Genomic DNA, 21,695 nt, shown 5'->3' with positions numbered 1-21,695 from the left:
CGGCTCAGGCGGTGGCGTCCCCGCCCTTCTCGCCGCGCGCCCAGGCTGCCTTCGTCTCGGCGATGAAGTCGTCGAGACGGTCGTCCGCAATGGCGCGGCGCAGGCCGGACATGAGATCCTGATAATAGGCGAGATTGTTCCACGTCAGCAGCATCATGCCGAGGATCTCGCCCGCCTTGACGAGGTGGTGCAGATACGCGCGGCTGTAGGTGTTCGAGGCCGGGCACTTGGAATCGGGGTCGAGCGGCCGTGAATCCTCGGCATGGCAGGCATTGCGCAGATTGATGCGGCCGAAGCGGGTATAGGCGAGGCCGTGCCGGCCAGCCCGCGTGGGCATGACGCAGTCGAACATGTCGATGCCGCGACGCACGGCTTCGACGATATCGTCCGGTGTACCGACGCCCATGAGATAGCGCGGCTTGCCGGCCGGGAGATGAGGCATCACGGTCTCGATCATGGCGAGCATGACAGGCTGCGGTTCGCCCACAGCAAGGCCGCCGATGGCATAGCCGTCGAGCCCCATGTCGACGAGTTCGCGCGCGCTCTCGATGCGCAGACGCGGGACCTCGCCGCCCTGCACGATGCCGAACAACGCCCGCTCGGGCTGCGTGCCGAAGGCGACCTTGCAGCGCTCGGCCCAGCGCAGGGAGAGGCGCATCGCCTTCTCCGCCACTGCCTCCTCGCACGGCAGCTTCACGCATTCGTCGAGCTGCATCTGGATGTCGGAGCCGAGCAGGCCCTGGATCTCGATGGAGCGTTCGGGCGTGAGAACATGCGTCGACCCGTCGAGATGGGACTGGAAGGTGACGCCGTTCTCATCGATCTTGCGCAGCTGTGCCAGCGACATGACCTGGAAACCACCGGAATCCGTCAGGATCGGATAGGGCCAGTTCATGAACTTGTGCAGGCCGCCGAGCGCGGCCACCCGCTCGGCCCCCGGACGGAGCATGAGGTGATAGGTGTTGCCGAGGACGACGTCCGCCCCCAGCGCCTTCACCTGGTCGGGATACATGGCCTTGACGGTGGCTGCCGTGCCCACGGGCATGAAGGCCGGTGTGCGGATGACACCCCGCGGCATGCGGATCTCGCCTGTTCGGGCGGAGCCGCTCGTCTTGCCGGGGGTGAAGGTGAAGGAAACGGTCATGCTGGCGGCTCCGGCGCGCGGAAGAGCAGACTGGCATCGCCATAGGAATAGAAGCGATAGCCCGCCGCGATGGCGTGGGCATAAGCCGCCTTCATCGTCTCCATGCCGGCGAAGGCACAGACCAGCATGAAGAGCGTCGAGCGCGGCAGGTGGAAGTTGGTCATCAGCATATCGACGGCGCGAAAGCGATAGCCCGGCGTGATGAAGATCGACGTGTCCCCGCGCCATGCCTCGAAGGTACCGTCCGGGCGCACGGCGCTTTCGAGCAGGCGCAGGGCCGTCGTGCCGACGGCAACGATACGCCGCCCCTCGGCGCGCGCGGCATTCAGCGCGGCAGCCGTCGCGTCGTCGATGGTGCCCCATTCGGCGTGCATGCGATGATCGCGCGTATCTTCAGCCTTGACCGGCAGGAAGGTACCGGCGCCGACGTGCAACGTCACGAAGCGCCGCGCGATGCCGCGCGTATCGAGCGCGCAGAAAAGCTCGTCCGTGAAGTGGAGGCCCGCGGTCGGCGCAGCGACGGCGCCGTCGTGGCGAGCGTAGATGGTCTGGTAATCCCTGAGGTCTGCGGCATCGTCAGGCCGCTTCGAGGCGATGTAGGGCGGCAGCGGCACATGGCCGAGGCGGGCAATCGCCTCGTCGAGCGCCGGCCCCGAGAAGGCAAAGCGCAGCAGCACCTCGCCACCGTCGCTCTTCTCTTCTACCTCCGCATCGAGGGCGGCGAGCAGGCAGGCCATGCTCTCGCCCTCCTCGCCGAAGCGGATGCGGTCGCCTACCTTGAGGCGCTTGCCGGGGCGGGCAAAGGCGCGCCAGAGATCGGCGCCCTCGCGCTTGTGAAGCGTCACCTCGACGTGGGACACGGCCTCGCCGCGCACGCGGATGCCGGCAAGACGCGCCGGGATGACGCGAGTGTCGTTGAGGACGAGCACATCGCCCGGCGCCAGCAAATCCGGCAGTTCGCGTACGATCCGATCCGCGAGCAGCCTTTCTCCATCGGGACGCACCACGAGCATGCGCGCGCTGTCGCGCGGGCTCGCCGGCCGCAGGGCGATGCTCTCATCGGGCAGTTCGAAGTCGAACAGATCGACGCGCAACGGTTCTTCCTGGGTGAAACGAAGGTTCTTCGCGGCAGGACTTAAGCGGTGAGGGGCAGGCTTGCCAGTGCATCGTTTGACATTCGGCGGCGGTCCTACTCGCGGAGCCTGGCATGAAGGCCGCATCATGCTTGCGGCTGTCGCGGACATCCACGCGTCGAAGCCCGGCTACGACGCGGCTCTTGCCTGGAGCCAAATGGCTCGCCCCTTGGCTCCAGGCTTCAGGACGTCACGCTGCGTCGGCCACGACACGCATCGAGACGATGCTGTCGGGGTCACGCACGGGCTCGCCGCGCTTCAGCTGGTCGACGTTCTCCATGCCTTCGACGACCTTGCCCCAGACGGTGTACTGCCGGTCGAGGAAGCGCGCGTCGTCGAAGCAGATGAAGAACTGCGAGTTGGCGGAGTTGGGATTCTGGGTACGGGCCATCGAGCAGGTGCCGCGCACGTGCGGCTCCGCGTTGAACTCGGCCTTCAGGTCCGGCAGGTCCGAGCCGCCGGTGCCGGTGCCGTGCGGGCAACCGACCTGGGCCATGAAGCCGTCGATGACGCGGTGGAAGACGATGCCGTCATAGAAGCCGGCCCGCGCCAACTCCTTGATACGTGCCACGTGGTTCGGCGCGAGATCCGGCCGCAGCGCGATGACGACGCGGCCCTTCGTGGTCTCCATGACGATGGTGTTTTCGGGATCGGTCGTCATCTCTTGTCTCCTGGTTGAACGAGCCGTGAATCGCCCCGGTCCGGCATCCGGGTCTGCAGGGCGCCTTTCACTTGGCGTCTGCGGCGACCTGCATGCGGACGATCTTGTCCGGGTTGTCGACCGCGCCGTTGCGGGCCTTGCTGCCCTTCTTGATCTTGTCGACCACATCCATGCCCGAGACAACCTCGCCGAAGACGGTGTACTGGCCGTTGAGGAAGGACGCATCGTCGAAGCAGATGAAGAACTGCGAGTTGGCAGAGTTTGGATCCTGCGCCCGCGCCATGCCGAGCGTGCCGCGCTTGAAGGGGGCGTTGGAGAACTCGGCCGGCAGGTCCGGCAACTGCGAGCCGCCGGTGCCGGTGCCCGTCGGGTCGCCGGTCTGAGCCATGAAGCCGTCAATGACGCGGTGGAAGACGATGCCGTCATAGAAGCCGGCCCGCGTCAGCTTCTTGATCTGCTCAACGTGCATCGGCGCGAGATCTGGCCTGAGGCGGATGGTGACGCGCCCGTCCTTGGTGTCGAGATAGATCGTGTTCTCGGGGTCGAGCTTCGCCTGCGCCATGGCCGGCGTCACGAGCGCGGGCGCGACGATGAGGGACATGAAGGCGGCAAGCGCGAGCAGCAAACGCGGCATGAGGCTCTCCTGATCCGGGCCGGCTCAGCCGCCGGCGAAACGTCTTTGAAGGCGGGCGGCCACCCGGTGAGGCACGAAACGCGAGACATCGCCGCCCATCGCCGCGATCTGCCGCACGAGCGTGGCGGTGATGGGGCGCACGATGGGAGACGCCGGCAGGAAAACGGTCTGCACGTCTGGCGCCAGGACCTCGTTCATGCCCGCCATCTGCATCTCGTAATCGAGATCGGTGCCGTCGCGCAGCCCGCGGATGAGCAGGCTGGCGCCGTTGCGGCGCGCTGCCTCCACCACGAGATCGGAGAAGGTGACGACGGCGAGTTCGGCTCCCTGTTCCTGCGCCAGCGGCCCGCACTCTTCCTCCAGCATCTCAGCCCGTTCCTCGGCGCGGAAGAGCGGCGTCTTGCCCGGATGGACGCCGATGGCAATGACCAGCCTGTCGACGAGGCGGCAGGCATTGCGCACGACATCGAGATGCCCGTTGGTGACGGGATCGAACGAGCCGGCATAGAGAGCGGTGCGTACGGACATGGAATCTCCCTGGCGGCGCCCTGCGCTGGATAAACCGGCCGGGCCCGTTATCCTAGTCCTTTCCTGCTGCGGGAGTCGCCCATGCCGGACATCGACGCCTTCCTTGCCCCCTTCCGCATCACCGACGGAAGCAAGTTCCGACTGTCGAAACACGACCCGCGCGACACCAACGGCTTCGACATCAGCAAGGCCGCAGCCAAGGCAAAGCTCGACGAGGGCATCTCCCACATGCGCGAGATGCAGGAAAAGCTCTTCGCCCAGAACGAATGGTCAATCCTGCTCATCTTTCAGGCGATGGACGCCGCCGGCAAGGACGGGGCGATCAAGCATGTGATGTCCGGCATCAACCCGCAGGGTTGCCAGGTGCATCCGTTCAAGGCTCCCTCCGACGAGGAACTCGACCATGATTTCCTGTGGCGCACCACCTGCCGGCTGCCGGAGCGCGGCCGCATCGGCATCTTCAACCGCTCGTACTACGAAGAGGTGCTGGTGGTGCGCGTTCACCCGGAGATCCTCGCGCGGCAACGACTGCCGACGCGCCTCGTCACTGGGTCCATCTGGGATGAGCGGCTGAAGGACATCCGCCTGTTCGAGGACTACCTGTCGCGCAACGGCACGAAGGTTCTGAAGTTCTTCCTCAACGTCTCCAAGGAAGAGCAGAAGAAGCGACTCATCGCCCGCATCGACGACCCGTCCAAGAACTGGAAATTCGACGTGAAGGATGTCGACGAGCGCCAACACTGGGACGCCTACATGCAGGCCTACGAGGCCGCCATCCGCGCCACGGCGACCGAGCAGGCGCCATGGTACGTGGTGCCGGCCGACGACAAGTGGTTCACCCGCGTCACCGTCATGGCCGCCATCATCAGCGAGATGCGCAAGCTCGACCTCGCCTTCCCGCTCGTCTCGGCGGCTACCCGCGAGAAGCTCGCCGGCATCCGCAAGGCCCTCGACAACGATTGAGACTCCCCCGCCTTCGGCTCCGACGGAAAGGACCAGTCCATCGGCGGGCAATGCCAGCGCCGCACAGGCGGACGCCTGCCCGGCACAGCGACCAGATGGAAGCTCAAACAAGGCGCGGCATCGCGCATTCAGTTTTCACACGGTCGAATGGTTCCTGATCGCTCCCGCTCGGCTACCATTCAAGCCGGGGCCGCGCATTATTCAATATCAAATTCCCCGCATCAATTAACAAATGAGATTATGTGAGAATGATATGATACATAACAATTTTAAATATTCAAACCATTACAGACACATCACACCAGGAACACTCCCAGAAGAAGCAAAAGCATGGTCGGAAACAAGCCAAGCGGCTTCGTCCCCGGCGATGTCGGCAGCGAATGGCCGAACTCAGAACGACCTGTTCACCAGCGCCGTGGCCGCGCCGGGCAGAGCCAAGCGCAATGGCGACGGGGACGCTGCGGCCTACGTCCCGATAAATTACTGGGCGGCCGCGCATGATGCCAGCACGGCATTGGAAACCAATCGATTGACGTCCTGTTCCGCCCTGGTGGTCCTCACGGACCGGCAGCCCGCCGGCATCTACGCGAACCGCACGATGGTCCATTTGAACGGCAGCAGCTTGAACAATCGCCTGAACGGAGGCGTCGACGGCTACAAGCTGGTGGACGATCTCGCCAGGCAGGTCAACGAGGCCGGTGGGGGAAAGATCATCTGGGCTTCCGGTCCCGACAATCGCAATACGAGCATCCTGACCGCACTGGGGCAGGAAGGACGCAACGGAAAAGGATATCCGCTCGCAGAGCTCATGCTCAATCCGAAGGTCACGACGGATATCGTCAGCACAAACGAAATAACTGTTTCGCCGGATGGCTCATACACGCTCGGAGAACTCGGCACCGGAAAGCTGGACGCCGCTGACTTCCTGAGCATTCTCAGGGAGGAATCGGCCCAGAATGGCCTCGAGATTGCAGGCTATACCCCGCGGACGAAAACCGATTCCGTCGCTTCGGACGGCCGGGCCATAGCGGACGAAACAAATGCTTCGGCAGAACTGGCCGAAGACGCAGCAGACGCTCCGGCACTGCTCCAGGATCTGGAGGACATCGGAGAACTGGGACGGCTGTTCGAGGTCTAGGCCGTAAACCCATAAACGGCTCTGGGTTCCCTGACGGTGGCGATTGTGATTCAAGCTCCTTTTCGGGAGCTTTGCGATGGGCCGCTACGATCTGACGGATTTCGAATGGGAGGCGATCCGGCCTCACCTTCCCAACAAGTCGCGGGGCGTGCCTCGCGTGGATGACCGGCGGGTTCTCAATGGCATCTTCTGGTGCCTGCGCTCCGGCGCGCCGTGGGCGGACATGCCGGCGCGCTACGGGCCGCCGACCACGATCTACAACCGCTTCAACCGATGGCGGAAGGCGGGCGTCTGGGATCGGCTCATGGACGCGATCACAAGGGCTTACGATGGTGACGTGCAGATGATCGACACCTCTGTCGTCCGCGTCCACCAGCACGGGGCGACGGCAAAAAGGGGGGTGTCGATCGATGTCTGGGTCGCTCCCGAGGCGGGCTCACGACCAAGCTCCACGCGCTCGTCGACAGCCGAGGCAGGCCGATCCTCCTCAAGCTCACGGCAGGCCAAGCCAGCGACCTCGCGAGTGCCAAAGACCTGATCGGGCATCTCGCGCCGGGCTCAATGCTGCTGGCCGACAAGGGATACGACGCCAACGACCTGCGCGCTGCCGTCGCCGAGCGGAACGCATGGGCGAACATCCCGCCCAAGCGCAACCGCAAGGACCCGATCTGCTTCTCCAGGCACCTCTACAAGGCGCGCAACCTCGTCGAGCGCTTCTTCAACAAGATCAAACACTTCCGCCGTATCGCCACCCGCTTCGACAAGACCGCGGAAAACTTCCTCGCCGCCGTGAAGCTCGCGTCCATCCGCATCTGGCTACGCGGTTATGAGTCTACGGCCTAGGCAGGCAGGGGGCGGCACACCCCTTTCCCTTGCACACATTCCGTTGCATGCCTGTCCCTGCCTGCAGCGTCGAGCCCTCGCCCCCGCTGCAGGCATTGACGCATATCACGCCTCGGTCGAGGCCTCCCCGCCATCGCCCCCATCCTCGCTCTCGTCGCTGATGCCTTCAACGGAGACAACGCGCTCGTCCTCGGCCGTGTTGAAGACGATGACGCCCTGGCTGGAGCGGCCGACGATGCGAATGCCGTCGACCGGGCAGCGGATGAGCTGGCCGCCGTCGGTCACCAGCATGATCTGGTCGCTCGCCTCGACGGGGAAGGACGCCACCAGCGATCCGTTGCGACCGTTGACGGCCATCGCCACGATGCCCTTGCCGCCGCGGCCGGTGACCCGGTACTCGTAGGCCGATGAACGCTTGCCGTAGCCGTTCTCCGAGATCGTGAGAATGAACTGCTCGGCCGCGCCCATGAGCGCATAGCGCTCCTGCGACAAGGCGCTGTCGGCCGAGCCCTCCTCCACATCCAGCTCTTCCTCCGCGCCGTCACCGTTGGCCGCGCGGCGGGCGGCATTGGCGAGCTTGAGATAGGCCGCGCGCTCGTCCGCCGTCGCATCCATATGGCGCAGGATGGCGAGCGAGATGACCTTGTCCCCATCGCCGAGCGAGATACCGCGCACGCCGGTCGAATCGCGGCCCTTGAAGACGCGCACCTCCGGCACCGGGAAGCGAATGCACTGGCCGAGCGCCGTCGTCAGCAGCACGTCGTCATGCTCGGTGCAGATTTGCACATCGACGATGGAATCCCCCTCGTCAAGCTTCATGGCGATCTTGCCGGCGCGGTTCACCTGCACGAAGTCGGACAGCTTGTTGCGCCTGACGTTGCCGCGCGCCGTGGCGAACATCACGTCGAGCGACGCCCAGTTCGCCTCGTCCTCCGGCAGGGGCATGATGGTGGTGATGCGCTCGCCCTCGTCGAGCGGCAGCATGTTGATGAGCGCCTTGCCGCGGGCGTTCGGCGCCGCAAGCGGCAGGCGCCACACCTTCTCCTTGTAGACCTGGCCATGCGAGGAGAAGAAGAGCACTGGCGTGTGCGTGCTGGCGACAAAAAGGCGCGAGACGAAATCCTCGTCGCGCGTCTGCATGCCGCTGCGGCCCTTGCCGCCGCGCCGCTGGGCCCGGTAGGTCGTCAGCGGCACGCGCTTGATGTAGCCGGCATGGCTGACGGTGACGACCATGTCCTCGCGCTGGATGAGATCCTCGTCCTCTACATCCGCCGCCCAGTCGAGGATCTCGGTCTTGCGCGGGGTGGCGAAGGCATCGCGCACGGCGGCGAGTTCGTCCTTCACGATGCCCATGATGCGCGCGCGCGAGCGCAGGATGTCGAGATAGTCGCTGATCTCCTCGGCGAGCTTGTTGAGCTCGTCGGCGATCTCGTCGCGGCCGAGGGCCGTCAGGCGCTGCAGGCGCAGGTCGAGGATGGCACGCGCCTGCGTCTCCGACAGGCGATAGGTGCCGTTCTCGCTCACCCGGTGGCGCGGATCGTCGATAAGGGCGATGAGCGGCGCGACGTCGCCGGCCGGCCAGTCGCGCGCCATCAGCGCCTCGCGCGCCGAGTTCGGGTCCGGCGCCGTGCGGATGAGGTGGATGACCTCGTCGATATTGGCGACGGCAATGGCAAGACCCGCCAACACGTGGGCGCGATCGCGCGCCTTGTTGAGCAGGAACTTTGTGCGGCGGGAGACCACCTCCTCACGGAAATCGACAAAGGCGACGATCATGTCGCGCAGCGTCATCACCTCCGGCCGGCCGCCGTTCAACGCCACCATGTTGGCGCCGAAGCTCGTCTGCATGGGCGTGTAGCGGTAGAGCTGGTTGAGGACGACGTCCGCCACCGCATCGCGCTTCAGTTCGATGACGATGCGCATGCCGTCGCGGTCGGATTCGTCGCGCAGGTCCGAAATGCCTTCGATGCGCTTCTCGCGTACCAGATCGGCGATCTTCTCGATCAGCGCCGCCTTGTTCACCTGGTACGGAATTTCCGTGACGACGATTGCCTCGCGGTCCTTGCGCACCTCCTCCACCACGCTCCGGGCACGCATGATGATGGAGCCGCGCCCGGTCGTGTAGGCCGCTCGGATGCCCGAGCGGCCGAGGATCGTCGCCGCGGTCGGGAAGTCCGGGCCGGGCACGATCTCGATCAGATCCTCGTCGGTGATCTCGGGCCGGTCGATATAGGCGACACAGGCATCGACCACCTCGCCGAGATTATGCGGCGGGATGTTGGTGGCCATGCCGACGGCGATGCCGCCGGCGCCGTTGACGAGCAGGTTCGGGAAACGCGCCGGCAGAACCGACGGCTCCTGCTCCGTATTGTCGTAGTTGTCGTTGAAATCGACCGTGTCCTTGTCGATATCCTCGATCAGGGACATTGCCGCCCTGGCAAGCCGCGATTCGGTATAGCGCATAGCCGCCGGCGGGTCGCCGTCCACCGAGCCGAAGTTGCCCTGCCCGTCGACGAGCGGCAGGCGCATGGAGAAATCCTGCGCCATGCGCACGAGGGCGTCGTAGATCGACTGGTCGCCGTGCGGGTGATACTTACCGATCACGTCACCGACGATGCGGGCCGATTTTCGGTAGGGCTTGTCCGGCGTGTAGCCGTTCTCGTGCATCGAGAAGAGGATGCGCCGGTGCACGGGCTTGAGGCCGTCGCGCACATCCGGCAGGGCACGGCTCACGATCACGCTCATGGCGTAATCGAGGTAGCTGCGCTTCATTTCATCGATGATGGAGACCGGCTTGATATCGCCGCCGGGCGGCTCGCGGTCGCTGCCGCCGTTCTCGATGTCGTCTTGATCCGCCAAGGTGCACGTCCGCAGTGAATGCTCCGCCGGCGGGGATGTCGCGGCGGAATGAGTCTCATTGGGTCTAGCCCATACGGCCCCAAAATGCCATAGGCGAAAGCGCCGCGCCCCGTAACTGATCCACGATCAGAATCAGCCACTTAGTTGTGGTTTTGGATGTTTCTGCGACGCCGGCCGGCGCAAGTCTCGAAGCACGGTGGCGCAGGAGCGCCAACTGCCTTGCGCAAGCCTCGGCGGCGACGGCACAATCGCGCGTGAAAAGCGGCAGAATGCGGGGGCATCGTGCAGGAATTCATCTCATCGGCACTCGTCACGCTGCTCGTCACGCTCGATCCGCCGGGTCTTGCACCGATCTTCCTCAGCCTCACGCGTGGCATGACGGCGGCGGAGAGCCGGCGCGTCGCCGTGCGCGCCTGCATCATCGCCTTCGGCATCATGGCCTTCTTCGGCCTCGGCGGCGATTTCCTCCTGCAGGCGCTCGGCATCGGCCTGCCGGCCTTCCGCATCGCCGGGGGACTGCTGCTGTTCTGGATCGCCTTCGAGATGGTTTTCGAGCTGAGGACGGCGCGAAAGGCGGCGACGGCCGAGACGGCGATCACCGAGGACCATATCCGTAACGTGGCGGCCTTCCCGCTCGCCATACCCCTGCTCGCCGGCCCGGGCGCCATCACCGCCACGATTCTCATCGCCGGCCAGGCGGGCGGCGAGCCGGTGCGGCTCGTTCTGCTGCTCGCCATGATTGCCGCGGTACTGGCGCTCTGCCTCGTCGTCTTCCATCTCGCCAAGAGCATAGCGCGGCTGCTCGGCACGACGGGCAACATCGTGCTCACGCGCCTGCTCGGCGTTATCCTTGCCGCCCTCGCGGTCCAGTTCGTCATCGACGGCATCAAGGCGGTCGCTGCGACCGGCTGACGACCCAGGCGGAACAAATGCGGCTGAGGCCCCGTTGTCGTCCCGGACATGCAAGGGACGGGGGTGTATCATGCCATCACGAAGCCTGCTTTATCTTCTCGTCGGCGCGCTGGGCGTCGTCGTCATCGTTCTCGGCTATCGCCTCTACGAGGAAGAGCGCAAGCCCGACGGGGTGGAGATCAGCATCGGTCAGCACGGTGTGTCGATCGAGAAGAACTGAATGGGGCGGACAGCCCGCTGCGCCGCTCGCCCCGTCGACGTGGGGGCAAAGTGGAAGGCTCGAGTGGGAGACGGCACATGAGAGACAGCGTCAAGGCAGCAATCCTTTGTCTCGGCATGGGTCTCGGTCTGGGCTTGGGCGCGTCGGCCGGGGCCATGCCCCTCGCGCCATCCGCTGACGGCGCGAGAGCAGCCCAACGGACGGAAGGGCCCGTTACCTCCGTCCGCTGGGTGTGCAACCGCTGGGGTGACTGCTTCTGGCGGCCGGGCCCACCGCCGCGCGGCCGTGTGGTCTGCCGCTGGCGCTGGCGCGACACACCGTGGGGGCCGCGCCGCGTGCGCGTCTGCACGAGGCGCTGGTAGCGCTCAGGCCGGCCTCGGCAGCGCCACCCGCAGCAGCAGGAACAAAACGAGCCCGTTGGCGAGGTGCCACACGAAATGGGTGCCGAGGGGCAACGCGCCACAAACGAGCGTATCGATGCTGCGGAAGGTCAGCGAGACGACGAAGAGGCCGCCGATGCCGACGAGCGCACGTCCGACGGCCGGCTTGCAGCGCCATACGAGGGCCCCGACGACGATCATCGCGGCGGCGGCCGGCAGATAGCCGGCCGATCCGTTGAGCGGATCGTAGCCGAACTGCGCGCGGGCGAAATCGAGCCACAATCCTGGCACCATCATCGACAATCCCTGAAACAGCGCCGTGACGGCGAGCGCCGCCCACAGCGGCAGCTCAAGGTAGCGCCGCATGGCGAGGAAGAAATAGACGATGATGAACAGTGCGATGGGCACGACATCGGCGAGTGCCGCCCAGCGCGTCGCGACCGTGTGGAAGAGGAAGGAGCCGACGCCTACGGCAAAGGCCAGCACGATCAGGACCGCCACCAGCCAGTCCCGCCGCGGCGCCCGCAGCCAGATCAGGCCCGCCGCGATGGCCGCGAGGATGAAGGCGCCGTTCGTCAGCGCATTGACGGGTTCGGACCAGAAGCTCGGATCGATGCGCTCGCAATAGGCATCGATCGGTTGATGCCAGGACGACCGATCCATCCCCCACCCCTCGCCTTCGCGTGATTGCGGTGCCGTCCCTCCCGTGTCACATCTCCATGACGATGAGGCAACACCCCTTCGCCGGAGCCGACACGCCATGCGGATCGCCACCTGGAACGTCAATTCCGTCAAGCAGCGGCTGGAGCATCTGCTGCGCTTCCTGAAGGAGGAGGCGCCGGACGTCGTCTGCCTGCAGGAGCTGAAGTGCCAGGAGGACGCCTTCCCGCGGCTCGAGCTCGACGGCACCGGCTATAACATCGCGCTGTGCGGGCAGAAGAGCTTCAACGGCGTCGCCATCCTCTCCAAGCGGCCGCTGGAGGACATCCGCCTGCGCCTGCCTGGTGACGACGATGACGGTCAGGCGCGCTTCGTCGAGGCGCTCGTGCCGGGCAAGAAGGGCGCGGCGCGCATCGCCGCGATCTACCTGCCGAACGGCAATCCCGCGCCGTCCGAGAAATACAGCTACAAGCTCGCCTGGATGGACCGGCTCCATGCCCACGCCCGGACCCGGCTCGCCGAAGAGGAGCCCTTCGTAATCGCGGGCGACTTCAACGTCATCCCCGAGCCGAAGGATGCAGCCCGGCCGGAGCTGTGGGTGAACGACGCGCTGTTCCTGCCGCAAACGCGGGAGAAGTTCCGCGGCCTCCTCAACCTCGGTCTCTACGACGCCCTGCGCTCCACCACCGATGCCACGGGCCTCTATACCTTTTGGGACTACCAGGCGGGGGCGTGGCAGAAGAACAATGGCATCCGCATCGACCACCTGCTCCTGTCGCCGCAGGCGGCCGACCGGCTCCGGAGCGTCACGATCGTCAAGCGCACGCGCGCCTGGGACAAGCCGTCCGACCACGTGCCCGTCATGGCCGAATTCGATCTGTGAACGCCATGGCTCACGGCCCGTTGTTTCCCGGTACGCCGCCTCCTTGATTGCCACCGCCCTGGCCGCCGCGGTTGCCGCCCTGTGAGGAGCCTCCATCACCCGGCGAGGCGGGGCCGTTGCGGTCGAGCCATTCGATCGGCTGCCTTGACGGCACCTCTTCCACCTGCCGGCAGAGGGCCCGGTTGCTGCTCCGCAGGCAGGCCTCGAAGAAGTCGAAGGTGTTCGCCGTGCCGGGCACCGGCCCGACGAGGCCGGTCCGCGTGACGACGACGACGTCTGCGGGACGCACCATGTCGACACAGCGGCCCGCGAGCGTGCAAACCTCGACCGCTCCCGTCTGCAGCACCACCGTGACGCGGGCGGCCTCGACAAGAAGATCGAAGACTGTGCCACGTACGCCGATGGTCGCGATCGGCGTGCGGATCTCGTACGCGCCGGAGGGCGAGGCGCCGCTCACCCAGCGGAAGGCGCCGCGGGTGGCGCGCACCACGGCTTCAGTTGCCGTCCGGTCGGGATTGAAGACGAAGCGGTCGAGCGTGACGACGGCATTGGCCGTCATCATCAAGTGCGTCTCGTCGCGGAAGACGAGGCGAGCCGCGCTGTCCCGGCCGGTGCGGATGATCTCGTCGGCGAAGACGTCCGAACCGACGGTGACGGTCCGCACCCGCCCGTTGAGGCTGCCCGACACCTGGCGCTCGGCGATCACGGCCGCGCCGATGTCCGTCTCGGCCGCTGCGGGCCCGCAGAGCGCCGTCAGGAAGCCGGCAGCCAGTGCCGCCACCGTGGCAATCGTGCACCTTGCCATCGCGCGCCCCTCTTTGCTTGACGAGAGTATAACTTGCAACGCAGCCAGTGCACGAGGAAGGGGCGCGATTTGCCTTGCGCACCGGCGATTGCGACAGTCTCTCCTGCAGACGGAGACGACCCATGCAGGACAGCGGCCCGACGCCGACGACACCGACGGACCGACGCCGATGGGCACGCCGCCACCTGCAGCCCGGCGGCTGGATCGCCGTGCTCGTTCCGGTTGCCGTCACTGCCGCGCTCATCCTCTGGGCGCCCATGCCGGTGCGCGCCGTGCGCGACATCACATTCGACAGCTACCAGCGCCTGTCGCCGCGTCCCTACGACCCCACCCTGCCCGTTCGCATCGTCGATATCGACGACGAGAGCCTTGCCCGACTGGGCCAGTGGCCCTGGCCGCGGGCGCGCCTCGCCGCGATCGTCGACCGGCTGCGGGCGGCCGGTGCCGCCGCCGTCGCCTTCGACATCCTCTTGTCGGAGCCGGAGCGAACCAACGGGCCGGACGGCGACGAGCGGCTGGCCGAGGCCGTCGCCTCAGCCCCTGTCATCATGAGCCTCTCCCTGACGAACGCCCCTGGTGAGATGCCCCTCGCGCCGAAAGCGGGCTTTGCCACGGCAGGCGACGATCCCCTGAAATTCGTGCCGCGCTTCTCGGGCGTCATTCCCTCTCTGCCGCTCTTCACCGAACCGGCAGCCGGCCTCGGGGCGCTCAACTGGGTGCCGGATCGCGACCTCGTCGTGCGGCGCGTGCCGACGCTCATGGCGCTCGGCGATGCGCTGGTGCCGGGCCTGGCAAGCGAGGCGCTGCGTGTCGCGCAAGGGGCATCGACCATCCTCGTGCGCGCCTCGAATGCGAGCGGCGAAACCGCTTTCGGACGTCCGACGGGGATCGCGGCCGTGCGCATCGGCGAGGTCACGATCGCCACAGAGGCGGACGGGGCGCTGCGCATTCACTATGCCGGCACGCGAGACGAGCGTCGCCTCCCGGCCTGGCGCCTGCTGGACGGCTCCGCCGATACGGCCGCGCTTTCCGGCGCCATCGTCCTCGTCGGCGCGAGCGCCGCCGCCCTTGCCGACGTGCGCGCGACGCCGCTCGAGGCGGCGGTGCCCGGCGTCGATATCCACGCGGAATTCCTCGAGCACGTGCTGTCGGATGCCCGCCTGATGCGGCCGGATTATGCGCCGGGCGTCGAGGTGGCCGGGCTTCTTGCCCTCAGCGCCCTTGCCGTGGCACTTGCCCTGCGGGTGCGGCCCCTTGTCAGCGCCCCCGCCTTCCTTGGCCTCGCGGCGGCCGTGGGCGCGGCAAGCTGGCTCGCCTTCTCGCGCGCGGCGATGCTCATCGATCCAATCTGGCCGCTGGCCGGCACGGCGGCGTCTTTCGCCAGTGCCATCGCCATCGCCCTGCGTCGCACTGAGGCGGAGCGGCGGTGGATCCGCCAAGCCTTCGCGCGCTATCTGTCACCGGAGGTCGTGGCGGTGCTGTCGCGCGAACCAGGGCGCCTGGCGCTCGGCGGCGAAACCCGGCCGATAACCGTTCTCTTCGCCGACATTCGCGGCTTCACCAGTCGTGCCGAGTGGCTCGACGCGCGGGACGTCGTCGCCTTCCTCAATACCGTGCACACGCCGCTGACCGACGAGGTGATGCGCCACGGCGGCACCATCGACAAGTTCCTCGGCGACGGCCTCATGGCCTTCTGGAACGCACCGCTCGACGTGCCCGACCACGTGGCGAAGGCGCTCGCGGCCGCACTCGCCATGCAAGCGGCCATTGGCCGGCTTGCGCCAGCTCTGGCGCAGGAGGGTTTGCCGCCGCTTGCCGTGGGCATCGGCATCCACACCGGTCCGGCCTGCGTCGGCAACCTCGGCTCGCTGCATCGCTTCGACTATTCCGCCGTGGGCGATACGGTAAATGCTGCCGCGCGCATCGAGCAGGCGAGCAAAATCTACGGGGAGCCAATCCTCGCCTCGGGAGCGGTCGTCGCCGCGGCGCCCGCCTTCGGCTTCCTCCTCGTCGACGAGGTGCGCCTGCGCGGCCGCGGCGAGGCGACGCGGCTTTATACGCTCGTGTGCGGGCCCGACCAGCGGGACGCCGGATTCGACGATTTCCGCCGGCAACACGACTGTGCCATCGAGGCCGCAATCGGGAGGCGGCCATCAGCACGAGAGCTTCTGGACGAGGTATCGCGAAACTCCCGCGGGGCTGACCGGGCGCCGCTATACGCCTTCCACCGGGCGCGACTCGCGGAGAACGAGTCGGTGTCGAAAGGCTGAATCAGCTGAGGTTTTTAGCGGTGTTTGCTGAGATACTGCTGCATGTAGGCGAGCGCCGCCTGCCGGTCGCTTTCGCTCGCGGAAGAGAAGGCCTTGTCATGCAGATCGATGATCCAGCTGTCCTTTTGCGGATCGGCTGCCTCGCGGGCCATCGTCAGCCACATCAGGCCGCGGGCACCTTGCCGCGGCACGCCGTCGCCGAGGATGAGCAAGTTGCCGAGTAGCGCCTGGGCGGCGTGATGCCCCTTCTCCGCGGACAGGTGCAGCCAGCGCGCTGCCTGGCGGCTGTCCTTCTCGACGCCGAGCCCCTCGAGATAGAGGCGTGCAAGACCATACTGCGCATCCGGATCGCCGTAGTAGGAGGCAGCATAGTAGAACATGTCCACCGCGCGGCTGACGTCGCGCTTGACGTAGCTGCCGGATATGCCTTCAAGAAAATAGCCGCCGAGCGCGACGAAGGCGCTGGAGACGAAGCGCGCATTGGCCGAAGCCGGGCTCTCGTCCGCATATTGGTCGGCGATCTTCGAGAAATACTCGAAGGCCTTGAGATCGTCGTGGCCGACGCCGTCACCCTCGGCATACATGCGGCCGAGCTTCCACAGCGCCATGGTATGGCCCTGGGTTGCCGCATATTCGAGCGCGCGCACGGCGCCCACCTTGTCGCCGGCGTTGTAGTCGCGGATGCCGATCTTGAAGGCGTCGCGCACCGACTTGAAGGCATCGGTGGGCGAGGCGCCGATCACCGGGGCGGCGGCGGAGCGCGGGCCGTCGAGCGCCAGGGCCGCCGGCATGGCGGCAAAGACGAGGGCGCCGAGCCCGCAGGCGAGTACTCTACTGGTCAGCATAGCAGTGCTTTTCTTCGAAGGCGCCGGGATGGGTCACGGCGCCGCCGCGCGCCGGCCCAACCGTCTGCGCATATTTCCAGAGTGCCCCCGAGCCATAATCCGTCTCGCGCGGGGTCCAGACGGCGCGCCGACGCGCCATCTCAGCCTCGGACAGCCGCACATCCAGCCTGCCGGCCACGGCATCGATCTCGATGATGTCGCCGTCGCGCAGCAAGGCGATCGGTCCGCCAACAGCCGCCTCCGGCCCGACATGGCCGATGCACAGGCCTCGCGTCGCGCCGGAGAAACGTCCGTCCGTGATAAGCGCCACCTTGTCGCCCATGCCCTGCCCGTAGAGGGCCGCCGTCGTGGCCAGCATCTCACGCATGCCGGGGCCGCCGCGCGGCCCTTCGTAGCGGATGACGAGCACGTCCCCTTCTTCGTAGGCGCGGTTCGTCACCGCTTCGAAGCAGGCCTCCTCGCTGTCGAAACATCGGGCGGGTCCGGCAAATTCGAGGCTGTCCTCGTCCATGCCCGCCACCTTCACGATGGCGCCATCCGGCGCGAGATTGCCGCGGAGGCAGACCACGCCGCCCGTCGGCGACAGCGGCTTGTCGGCGGGACGCACCACGTCCTGCTCATCGTTCCAGCGCACGGAAGCGAGGTTTTCCGCGATCGTGCGACCCGTGACGGTCATGCAGTCGCCATGAAGGAAACCGTGGTCGAGCAGCGTCTTCATCAGGAGCGGAATGCCGCCGATCTCGAACATGTCCTTGGCGACATAACGCCCGCCGGGCTTGAGATCGGCGATATAGGGCGTGCGGCGGAAGATCTCGGCAACGTCGAAGAGGTCGAACCCGATGCCCGCCTCATGGGCGATAGCCGGCAGATGCAGTGCCGCATTGGTGGAGCCGCCCGAGGCGGCCACCACGGTCGCTGCATTCTCCAGCGCCTTCCGCGTGACGATATCGCGCGGGCGGATCTGCCGGGCGACGAGTTCCATCACCATCTCGCCCGCCGTCATGCAGAAGCGGTCGCGGATCTCGTAGGGCGCCGGTGCACCTGCCGAATAAGGCAGCGCGAGGCCAATGGCCTCCGAGACGGTTGCCATGGTGTTGGCGGTGAACTGCGCGCCGCAGGCTCCGGCCGAAGGACAGGCCACCTGCTCCAGCTCGGCAAGGTCGTCGTCCGAGATGCCGCCGACGGAATGGCGGCCCACGGCTTCGAAGACATCCTGCACGGTGACGGGTTTTCCCCGAAAGTGGCCGGGCAGGATGGAGCCGCCGTAGATAAAGATCGAGGGAACGTTGAGGCGCACCATGGCCATCATCATGCCGGGCAACGACTTGTCGCAGCCGGCGAGGCCGACGAGCGCGTCATAGCAGTGGCCGCGCATGGTGAGCTCGACCGAGTCGGCGATGACCTCGCGCGACACGAGCGAGGACTTCATGCCCTGGTGGCCCATGGCGATGCCGTCGGTGACGGTGATGGTGCAGAACTCGCGCGGCGTGCCGCCGGCGGACGCGACACCCTTCTTCACCGCCTGGGCCTGGCGCATCAGGGCGATGTTGCAGGGAGCCGCCTCGTTCCAGCAGCTGGCGACGCCGACGAAAGGCTGGTGGATCTGCCGCTCTGTCAGACCCATCGCATAATAATAGGAGCGATGGGGCGCACGCGCCGGCCCCTCCGTCACGTGACGGCTGGGCAGCTTCGCCTTGTTGAAGACGCGCGCGTCCATATGGCAACGCACTCCCTGTTCGCCCTGCCCCTTGCGAGGCAATTCTTTCCCAGAAGCCTGCGGCGATGCCAAGAGGCACCCACGAGCCCAATCCTCCCGGCAATTGCTTGCCGGAACCTTGGACCCCGCAGCCAAACCGCAGCGCTTTCAAGGATTTGCTGTGCGTAAAGAGGTGCGACTCGTTTATGGCGGCTTCGCGGCAGCCGCAGCGCCAGGGCCGCGCCGATCGTCGATCGTCACGGCCTGTTGCGCTGAAGTCACATAAAATTGAGAGGAAATTAACCTTAATCGCTATGCGAGGCGTGCGAGCGCTTCGCGGATCTTGCCCTGGCGCAGTAGAGCGCCTTCCCGGCGCTCCTTCTGCTCCTCCACGACCTCTTCCGGGGCGCGGGCGACGAAGTCCGCATTGGCGAGCTTGGCGTCGATGCGGGCAATGTCCGCATCGAGCTTGCCGAGTTCCCTCTCGAGGCGAATACGCTCGGCAGCGAGATCGACGAGGCCGGCGAGCGGCAGGGCCGCCACCTCGCCGCGGACGATGAGCTGGATGCTGCCCCCGGGCACAGCTTCGGCATAGCTGATGTCGCCCAGCCGGGCGAGACGGCGCAGCACATCTTCCCAGCGTGCGACGCGCGCCCGGGTCTCGGCGGAGGCACCAACGAAGACGAGCGGCACCTGCGCCCCGGCCGGCACGTTCGTCTCTGCCCGGGCGGAGCGGATGTCGGACACGAGGTCGATGATCCAGCCGATCTCGGCCTCCGCCTCGGCATCGCCCGCCACCCTGGTCGCAGGCCACGGCGCGAGCGCCAGAATCGTCTCCCGCGCGGGCCCCTCTTCGCCCTTGATGGCCCATAGCTCCTCGGTGAGGAAGGGCATGAAGGGGTGCAGCAGCTTGCAGATCTCGTCGAGGACGAAGGCGATCGTCGCCCGCGTTTCGTCCTTGGCGGGGCCGTCCTCGCCCTGCAGCACAGGCTTGGCGAGCTCGAGATACCAGTCGCAGAAGAGATTCCAGACGAAGCGGTAGGCCGCGCCGGCCGCCTCGTTGAACTTGAACGCCTCGAGCGCCGCCGTGACCGCGCCTGCGGCCGCCCCGCACTCGCCGACGATCCAGCGGTTGAGCGTCAGCGTCGCCTTGTCCGGCGCGAAATCCGCCACGCGCACGCAGCCGTTCATCTCGGCAAAGCGCGCCGCATTCCAGATCTTGGTCGCGAAATTGCGATATCCTTCAACCCGTTGCGTCGAAAGCTTGATGTCGCGCCCCTGCGCGGCCATGGCGGCGAGCGTGAAGCGCAGGGCATCGGCGCCGTATTTCTCGACGAGGTCGAGCGGGTCGATGACGTTGCCCTTCGACTTCGACATCTTCGCGCCCTTCTCGTCGCGGACGAGGGCGTGGATGTAGACGTCGCGGAAGGGCACGTCGTCCATGAAATGGATGCCCATCATCATCATCCGGGCGACCCAGAAGAAGATGATGTCGAAGCCGGTGACGAGCGTGCTGGTCGGATAATAGCGGGCGAGCTCCGGCGTCTTTTCCGGCCAGCCGAGCGTCGAGAACGGCCACAGCGCGGAGGAGAACCAGGTGTCGAGCACATCCTCGTCCCGGGTGAGCGACACTTCGCTGCCGTAATGGCGGGCCGCGGCGGACCTTGCCTCGTCCTCACCCGCGGCGACGAAGACATGGCCATCCGGCCCGTACCACGCCGGGATCTGGTGCCCCCACCAGAGCTGACGCGAGATGCACCACGGCTCGATGTTCTCGAGCCACTGGAAGTAGGTCTTCTCCCATGTCTCGGGCACGAAACGCGTCTTGCCGGCGCGCACCGCGGCGAGCGCCTTCTCGGCGAGCGGCTTGACATCGAGATACCACTGGTCCGTCAGCCAGGGCTCGATGACGACGCCGGAGCGGTCGCCGTGTGGCACCATGTGGGTGTGCGGCTCGATCGCCGCGAGAAGCTCCCGCTCCTCCAGCATGGCGACGATGCGCTTGCGCGCCTCGAAACGGTCGAGCCCATGGAGTGCGAGCACCGCGTCGAGATCGGCGCCGGCCACGGCGCCCTCAAGGAAAGCTTCGTTATCGCGCACCGTGATTTCGGCCTCCGGGCCAAGCACGTTGACGAGCCGGAGGCCATGGCGCTTGCCGACATCGAAGTCGTTGAAATCGTGCGCCGGCGTGATCTTGACTGCACCGGTGCCCTTATCCGGATCGGAATAGGCATCGGCGACGATCGGGATGCGCCGGCCGACGAGCGGCAGCACGACATTCCGGCCGATGAGATCGCGATAGCGCTCGTCCTCGGGATGGACCGCGACCGCGGTGTCGCCGAGCATGGTCTCCGGCCGGGTTGTGGCGACGGTGATGAAGCGTCCCGCCTCGCCCTCGACCGGATAGCGGATGTGCCAGAGATGACCCTTGACCTCGACCTGCTGCACCTCGAGATCCGAGATGGCGGTAAGGAAGCGCGGATCCCAGTTGACGAGGCGCTTGTCCTTGTAAATCAGGCCCTCGGAATGGAGGGTGACGAAGACCTTTACGACGGCCTGCGACAGCCCCTCGTCCATCGTGAAACGCTCGCGCGACCAGTCGCACGAGGCCCCGAGGCGCTTCAGCTGGTTGATGATGGCGCCGCCGGACTGTTCCTTCCACGCCCAGACGCGCTCAATGAAGCGCTCCCGCCCCAGGTCCCGGCGAGACGGCTCCTGCCGCTCCATGAGCTGGCGCTCGACCACCATCTGCGTAGCAATGCCGGCATGATCCATGCCCGGCTGCCACAGCACGTCCTTGCCACGCATGCGCTCGAAGCGGCAGAGCACATCCTGCAGCGTGTTGTTGAGCGCATGCCCCATGTGCAGCGAGCCGGTGACGTTCGGCGGAGGAATGACGATGCAATAGGGCGGCGCGCCGGCGCGATCCGCACGCCCGGCGCGAAACGCCCCTTCCTTCTCCCACAAGGCGGAAATCCGCGCCTCGACGGCGCCCGGCTCGAAAGTCTTGTCCATCACCCAAACCATTTGCGCACGCCGGCAGGGGCCGGCGCGGGGAACCGACTGGTAGAAAGCGAAGCGACAGGCATAAGTCAATCGCGGACCAGGTTGATCCGGCGAT

The 21,695-nt window shown here is 66.5% G+C and carries 18 protein-coding genes; 7 read left to right on the top strand and 11 right to left on the bottom strand.

Annotated elements, in window-relative coordinates; all coding sequences use genetic code 11:
• Positions 1–4: 4 nt before the first annotated feature.
• From tgt to coaD, 5 genes are all read right to left on the bottom strand, one after another.
• Complete coding sequence (gene tgt, locus BOQ54_RS08915; protein ID WP_055458383.1) at positions 5–1,144, bottom strand: tRNA guanosine(34) transglycosylase Tgt; 1,140 nt, start codon at positions 1,142–1,144, stop codon at positions 5–7.
• Positions 1,141–2,238: a tRNA preQ1(34) S-adenosylmethionine ribosyltransferase-isomerase QueA gene (gene queA, locus BOQ54_RS08910; protein WP_071923738.1), complete on the bottom strand. Its 1,098-nt coding sequence runs from the start codon at positions 2,236–2,238 to the stop codon at positions 1,141–1,143. Before queA ends, tgt begins: the two co-directional genes overlap by 4 nt.
• A gap of 229 nt (positions 2,239–2,467) precedes the next feature.
• The gene (locus BOQ54_RS08905; protein ID WP_055458385.1) at positions 2,468–2,938 is read right to left on the bottom strand and encodes a peptidylprolyl isomerase; all 471 of its coding nucleotides are present in this window, start codon (positions 2,936–2,938) and stop codon (positions 2,468–2,470) included.
• Between the two features lie 67 nt (positions 2,939–3,005).
• Positions 3,006–3,572 (bottom strand): peptidylprolyl isomerase, encoded by a 567-nt coding sequence (locus BOQ54_RS08900; RefSeq protein ID WP_096335193.1) that lies wholly within the window; start codon positions 3,570–3,572, stop codon positions 3,006–3,008.
• Positions 3,573–3,596: 24 nt separating this feature from the next.
• Positions 3,597–4,100: a pantetheine-phosphate adenylyltransferase gene (gene coaD / locus BOQ54_RS08895; RefSeq protein ID WP_063186222.1), complete on the bottom strand. Its 504-nt coding sequence runs from the start codon at positions 4,098–4,100 to the stop codon at positions 3,597–3,599.
• An 81-nt stretch (positions 4,101–4,181) separates the two neighbouring features.
• On the opposite strand from coaD, the gene BOQ54_RS08890 reads away from it, so the two are divergent.
• The 3 genes from BOQ54_RS08890 (at position 4,182) to BOQ54_RS19505 (ending at position 7,044) form a co-directional block, all read left to right on the top strand.
• Positions 4,182–5,063, top strand: coding sequence for a polyphosphate kinase 2 family protein (locus tag BOQ54_RS08890; protein WP_055458386.1), 882 nt, complete (start codon positions 4,182–4,184; stop codon positions 5,061–5,063).
• A gap of 367 nt (positions 5,064–5,430) precedes the next feature.
• Entirely contained in the window at positions 5,431–6,201 is a 771-nt protein-coding gene (locus BOQ54_RS08885; protein WP_145979751.1) for a hypothetical protein, read from the top strand.
• Between the two features lie 76 nt (positions 6,202–6,277).
• Positions 6,278–7,044, top strand: a protein-coding gene (locus tag BOQ54_RS19505; protein ID WP_145979701.1) for an IS5 family transposase whose coding sequence is annotated in 2 segments (ribosomal slippage) — positions 6,278–6,602 and positions 6,602–7,044 — 768 coding nt in all. Because the reading frame shifts where the segments join, the coding sequence is not laid out codon by codon here.
• Positions 7,045–7,149: 105 nt separating this feature from the next.
• Here the strand turns inward: BOQ54_RS19505 and gyrA are convergent.
• Positions 7,150–9,903 carry a DNA gyrase subunit A gene (gyrA, locus tag BOQ54_RS08870; protein WP_055458388.1) on the bottom strand — a complete coding sequence of 918 codons (2,754 nt, stop codon included), beginning with the start codon at positions 9,901–9,903 and terminating at the stop codon, positions 7,150–7,152.
• Positions 9,904–10,182: 279 nt separating this feature from the next.
• On the opposite strand from gyrA, the gene BOQ54_RS08865 reads away from it, so the two are divergent.
• Complete coding sequence (locus BOQ54_RS08865; protein ID WP_055458389.1) at positions 10,183–10,815, top strand: MarC family protein; 633 nt, start codon at positions 10,183–10,185, stop codon at positions 10,813–10,815.
• Between the two features lie 70 nt (positions 10,816–10,885).
• Positions 10,886–11,035 (top strand): hypothetical protein, encoded by a 150-nt coding sequence (locus tag BOQ54_RS20040; protein ID WP_096335192.1) that lies wholly within the window; start codon positions 10,886–10,888, stop codon positions 11,033–11,035.
• Between the two features lie 365 nt (positions 11,036–11,400).
• On the opposite strand, the gene BOQ54_RS08860 is transcribed toward BOQ54_RS20040, so the two are convergent.
• Positions 11,401–12,078: a ceramidase domain-containing protein gene (locus BOQ54_RS08860; RefSeq protein WP_055458390.1), complete on the bottom strand. Its 678-nt coding sequence runs from the start codon at positions 12,076–12,078 to the stop codon at positions 11,401–11,403.
• A 97-nt stretch (positions 12,079–12,175) separates the two neighbouring features.
• On the opposite strand from BOQ54_RS08860, the gene xth reads away from it, so the two are divergent.
• Positions 12,176–12,958, top strand: a complete 783-nt coding sequence (xth, locus tag BOQ54_RS08855; protein WP_055458391.1) for an exodeoxyribonuclease III — start codon at positions 12,176–12,178, stop codon at positions 12,956–12,958.
• A 10-nt stretch (positions 12,959–12,968) separates the two neighbouring features.
• Here the strand turns inward: xth and BOQ54_RS08850 are convergent, their stop codons facing one another.
• Positions 12,969–13,763 carry a FecR family protein gene (locus tag BOQ54_RS08850; RefSeq protein ID WP_071923736.1) on the bottom strand — a complete coding sequence of 265 codons (795 nt, stop codon included), beginning with the start codon at positions 13,761–13,763 and terminating at the stop codon, positions 12,969–12,971.
• Positions 13,764–13,885: 122 nt separating this feature from the next.
• Here BOQ54_RS08850 and BOQ54_RS08845 point away from each other — a divergent pair, with 122 nt between their 5' ends.
• Positions 13,886–16,033: a CHASE2 domain-containing protein gene (locus BOQ54_RS08845; RefSeq protein ID WP_071923735.1), complete on the top strand. Its 2,148-nt coding sequence runs from the start codon at positions 13,886–13,888 to the stop codon at positions 16,031–16,033.
• A 14-nt stretch (positions 16,034–16,047) separates the two neighbouring features.
• On the opposite strand, the gene BOQ54_RS08840 is transcribed toward BOQ54_RS08845, so the two are convergent.
• The 3 genes from BOQ54_RS08840 to BOQ54_RS08830 all read right to left on the bottom strand — a co-directional run bounded on the left by BOQ54_RS08840 (position 16,048) and on the right by BOQ54_RS08830 (position 21,592).
• Positions 16,048–16,878 (bottom strand): tetratricopeptide repeat protein, encoded by an 831-nt coding sequence (locus BOQ54_RS08840; protein WP_071923734.1) that lies wholly within the window; start codon positions 16,876–16,878, stop codon positions 16,048–16,050.
• Positions 16,865–18,595: a dihydroxy-acid dehydratase gene (ilvD, locus tag BOQ54_RS08835; protein ID WP_071923733.1), complete on the bottom strand. Its 1,731-nt coding sequence runs from the start codon at positions 18,593–18,595 to the stop codon at positions 16,865–16,867. Before ilvD ends, BOQ54_RS08840 begins: the two co-directional genes overlap by 14 nt.
• Before the next feature lie 291 nt (positions 18,596–18,886).
• Positions 18,887–21,592, bottom strand: coding sequence for a valine--tRNA ligase (locus BOQ54_RS08830; RefSeq protein ID WP_071923732.1), 2,706 nt, complete (start codon positions 21,590–21,592; stop codon positions 18,887–18,889).
• Between the last annotated feature and the right edge of the window lie 103 nt (positions 21,593–21,695).

This window comes from Chelatococcus daeguensis (assembly GCF_001887265.1).
Classification (GTDB): domain Bacteria; phylum Pseudomonadota; class Alphaproteobacteria; order Rhizobiales; family Beijerinckiaceae; genus Chelatococcus_A; species Chelatococcus_A sambhunathii.
Note: the sequence above shows the minus strand (reverse complement) of the source record. Positions and strands in the feature narration are given on the sequence as shown.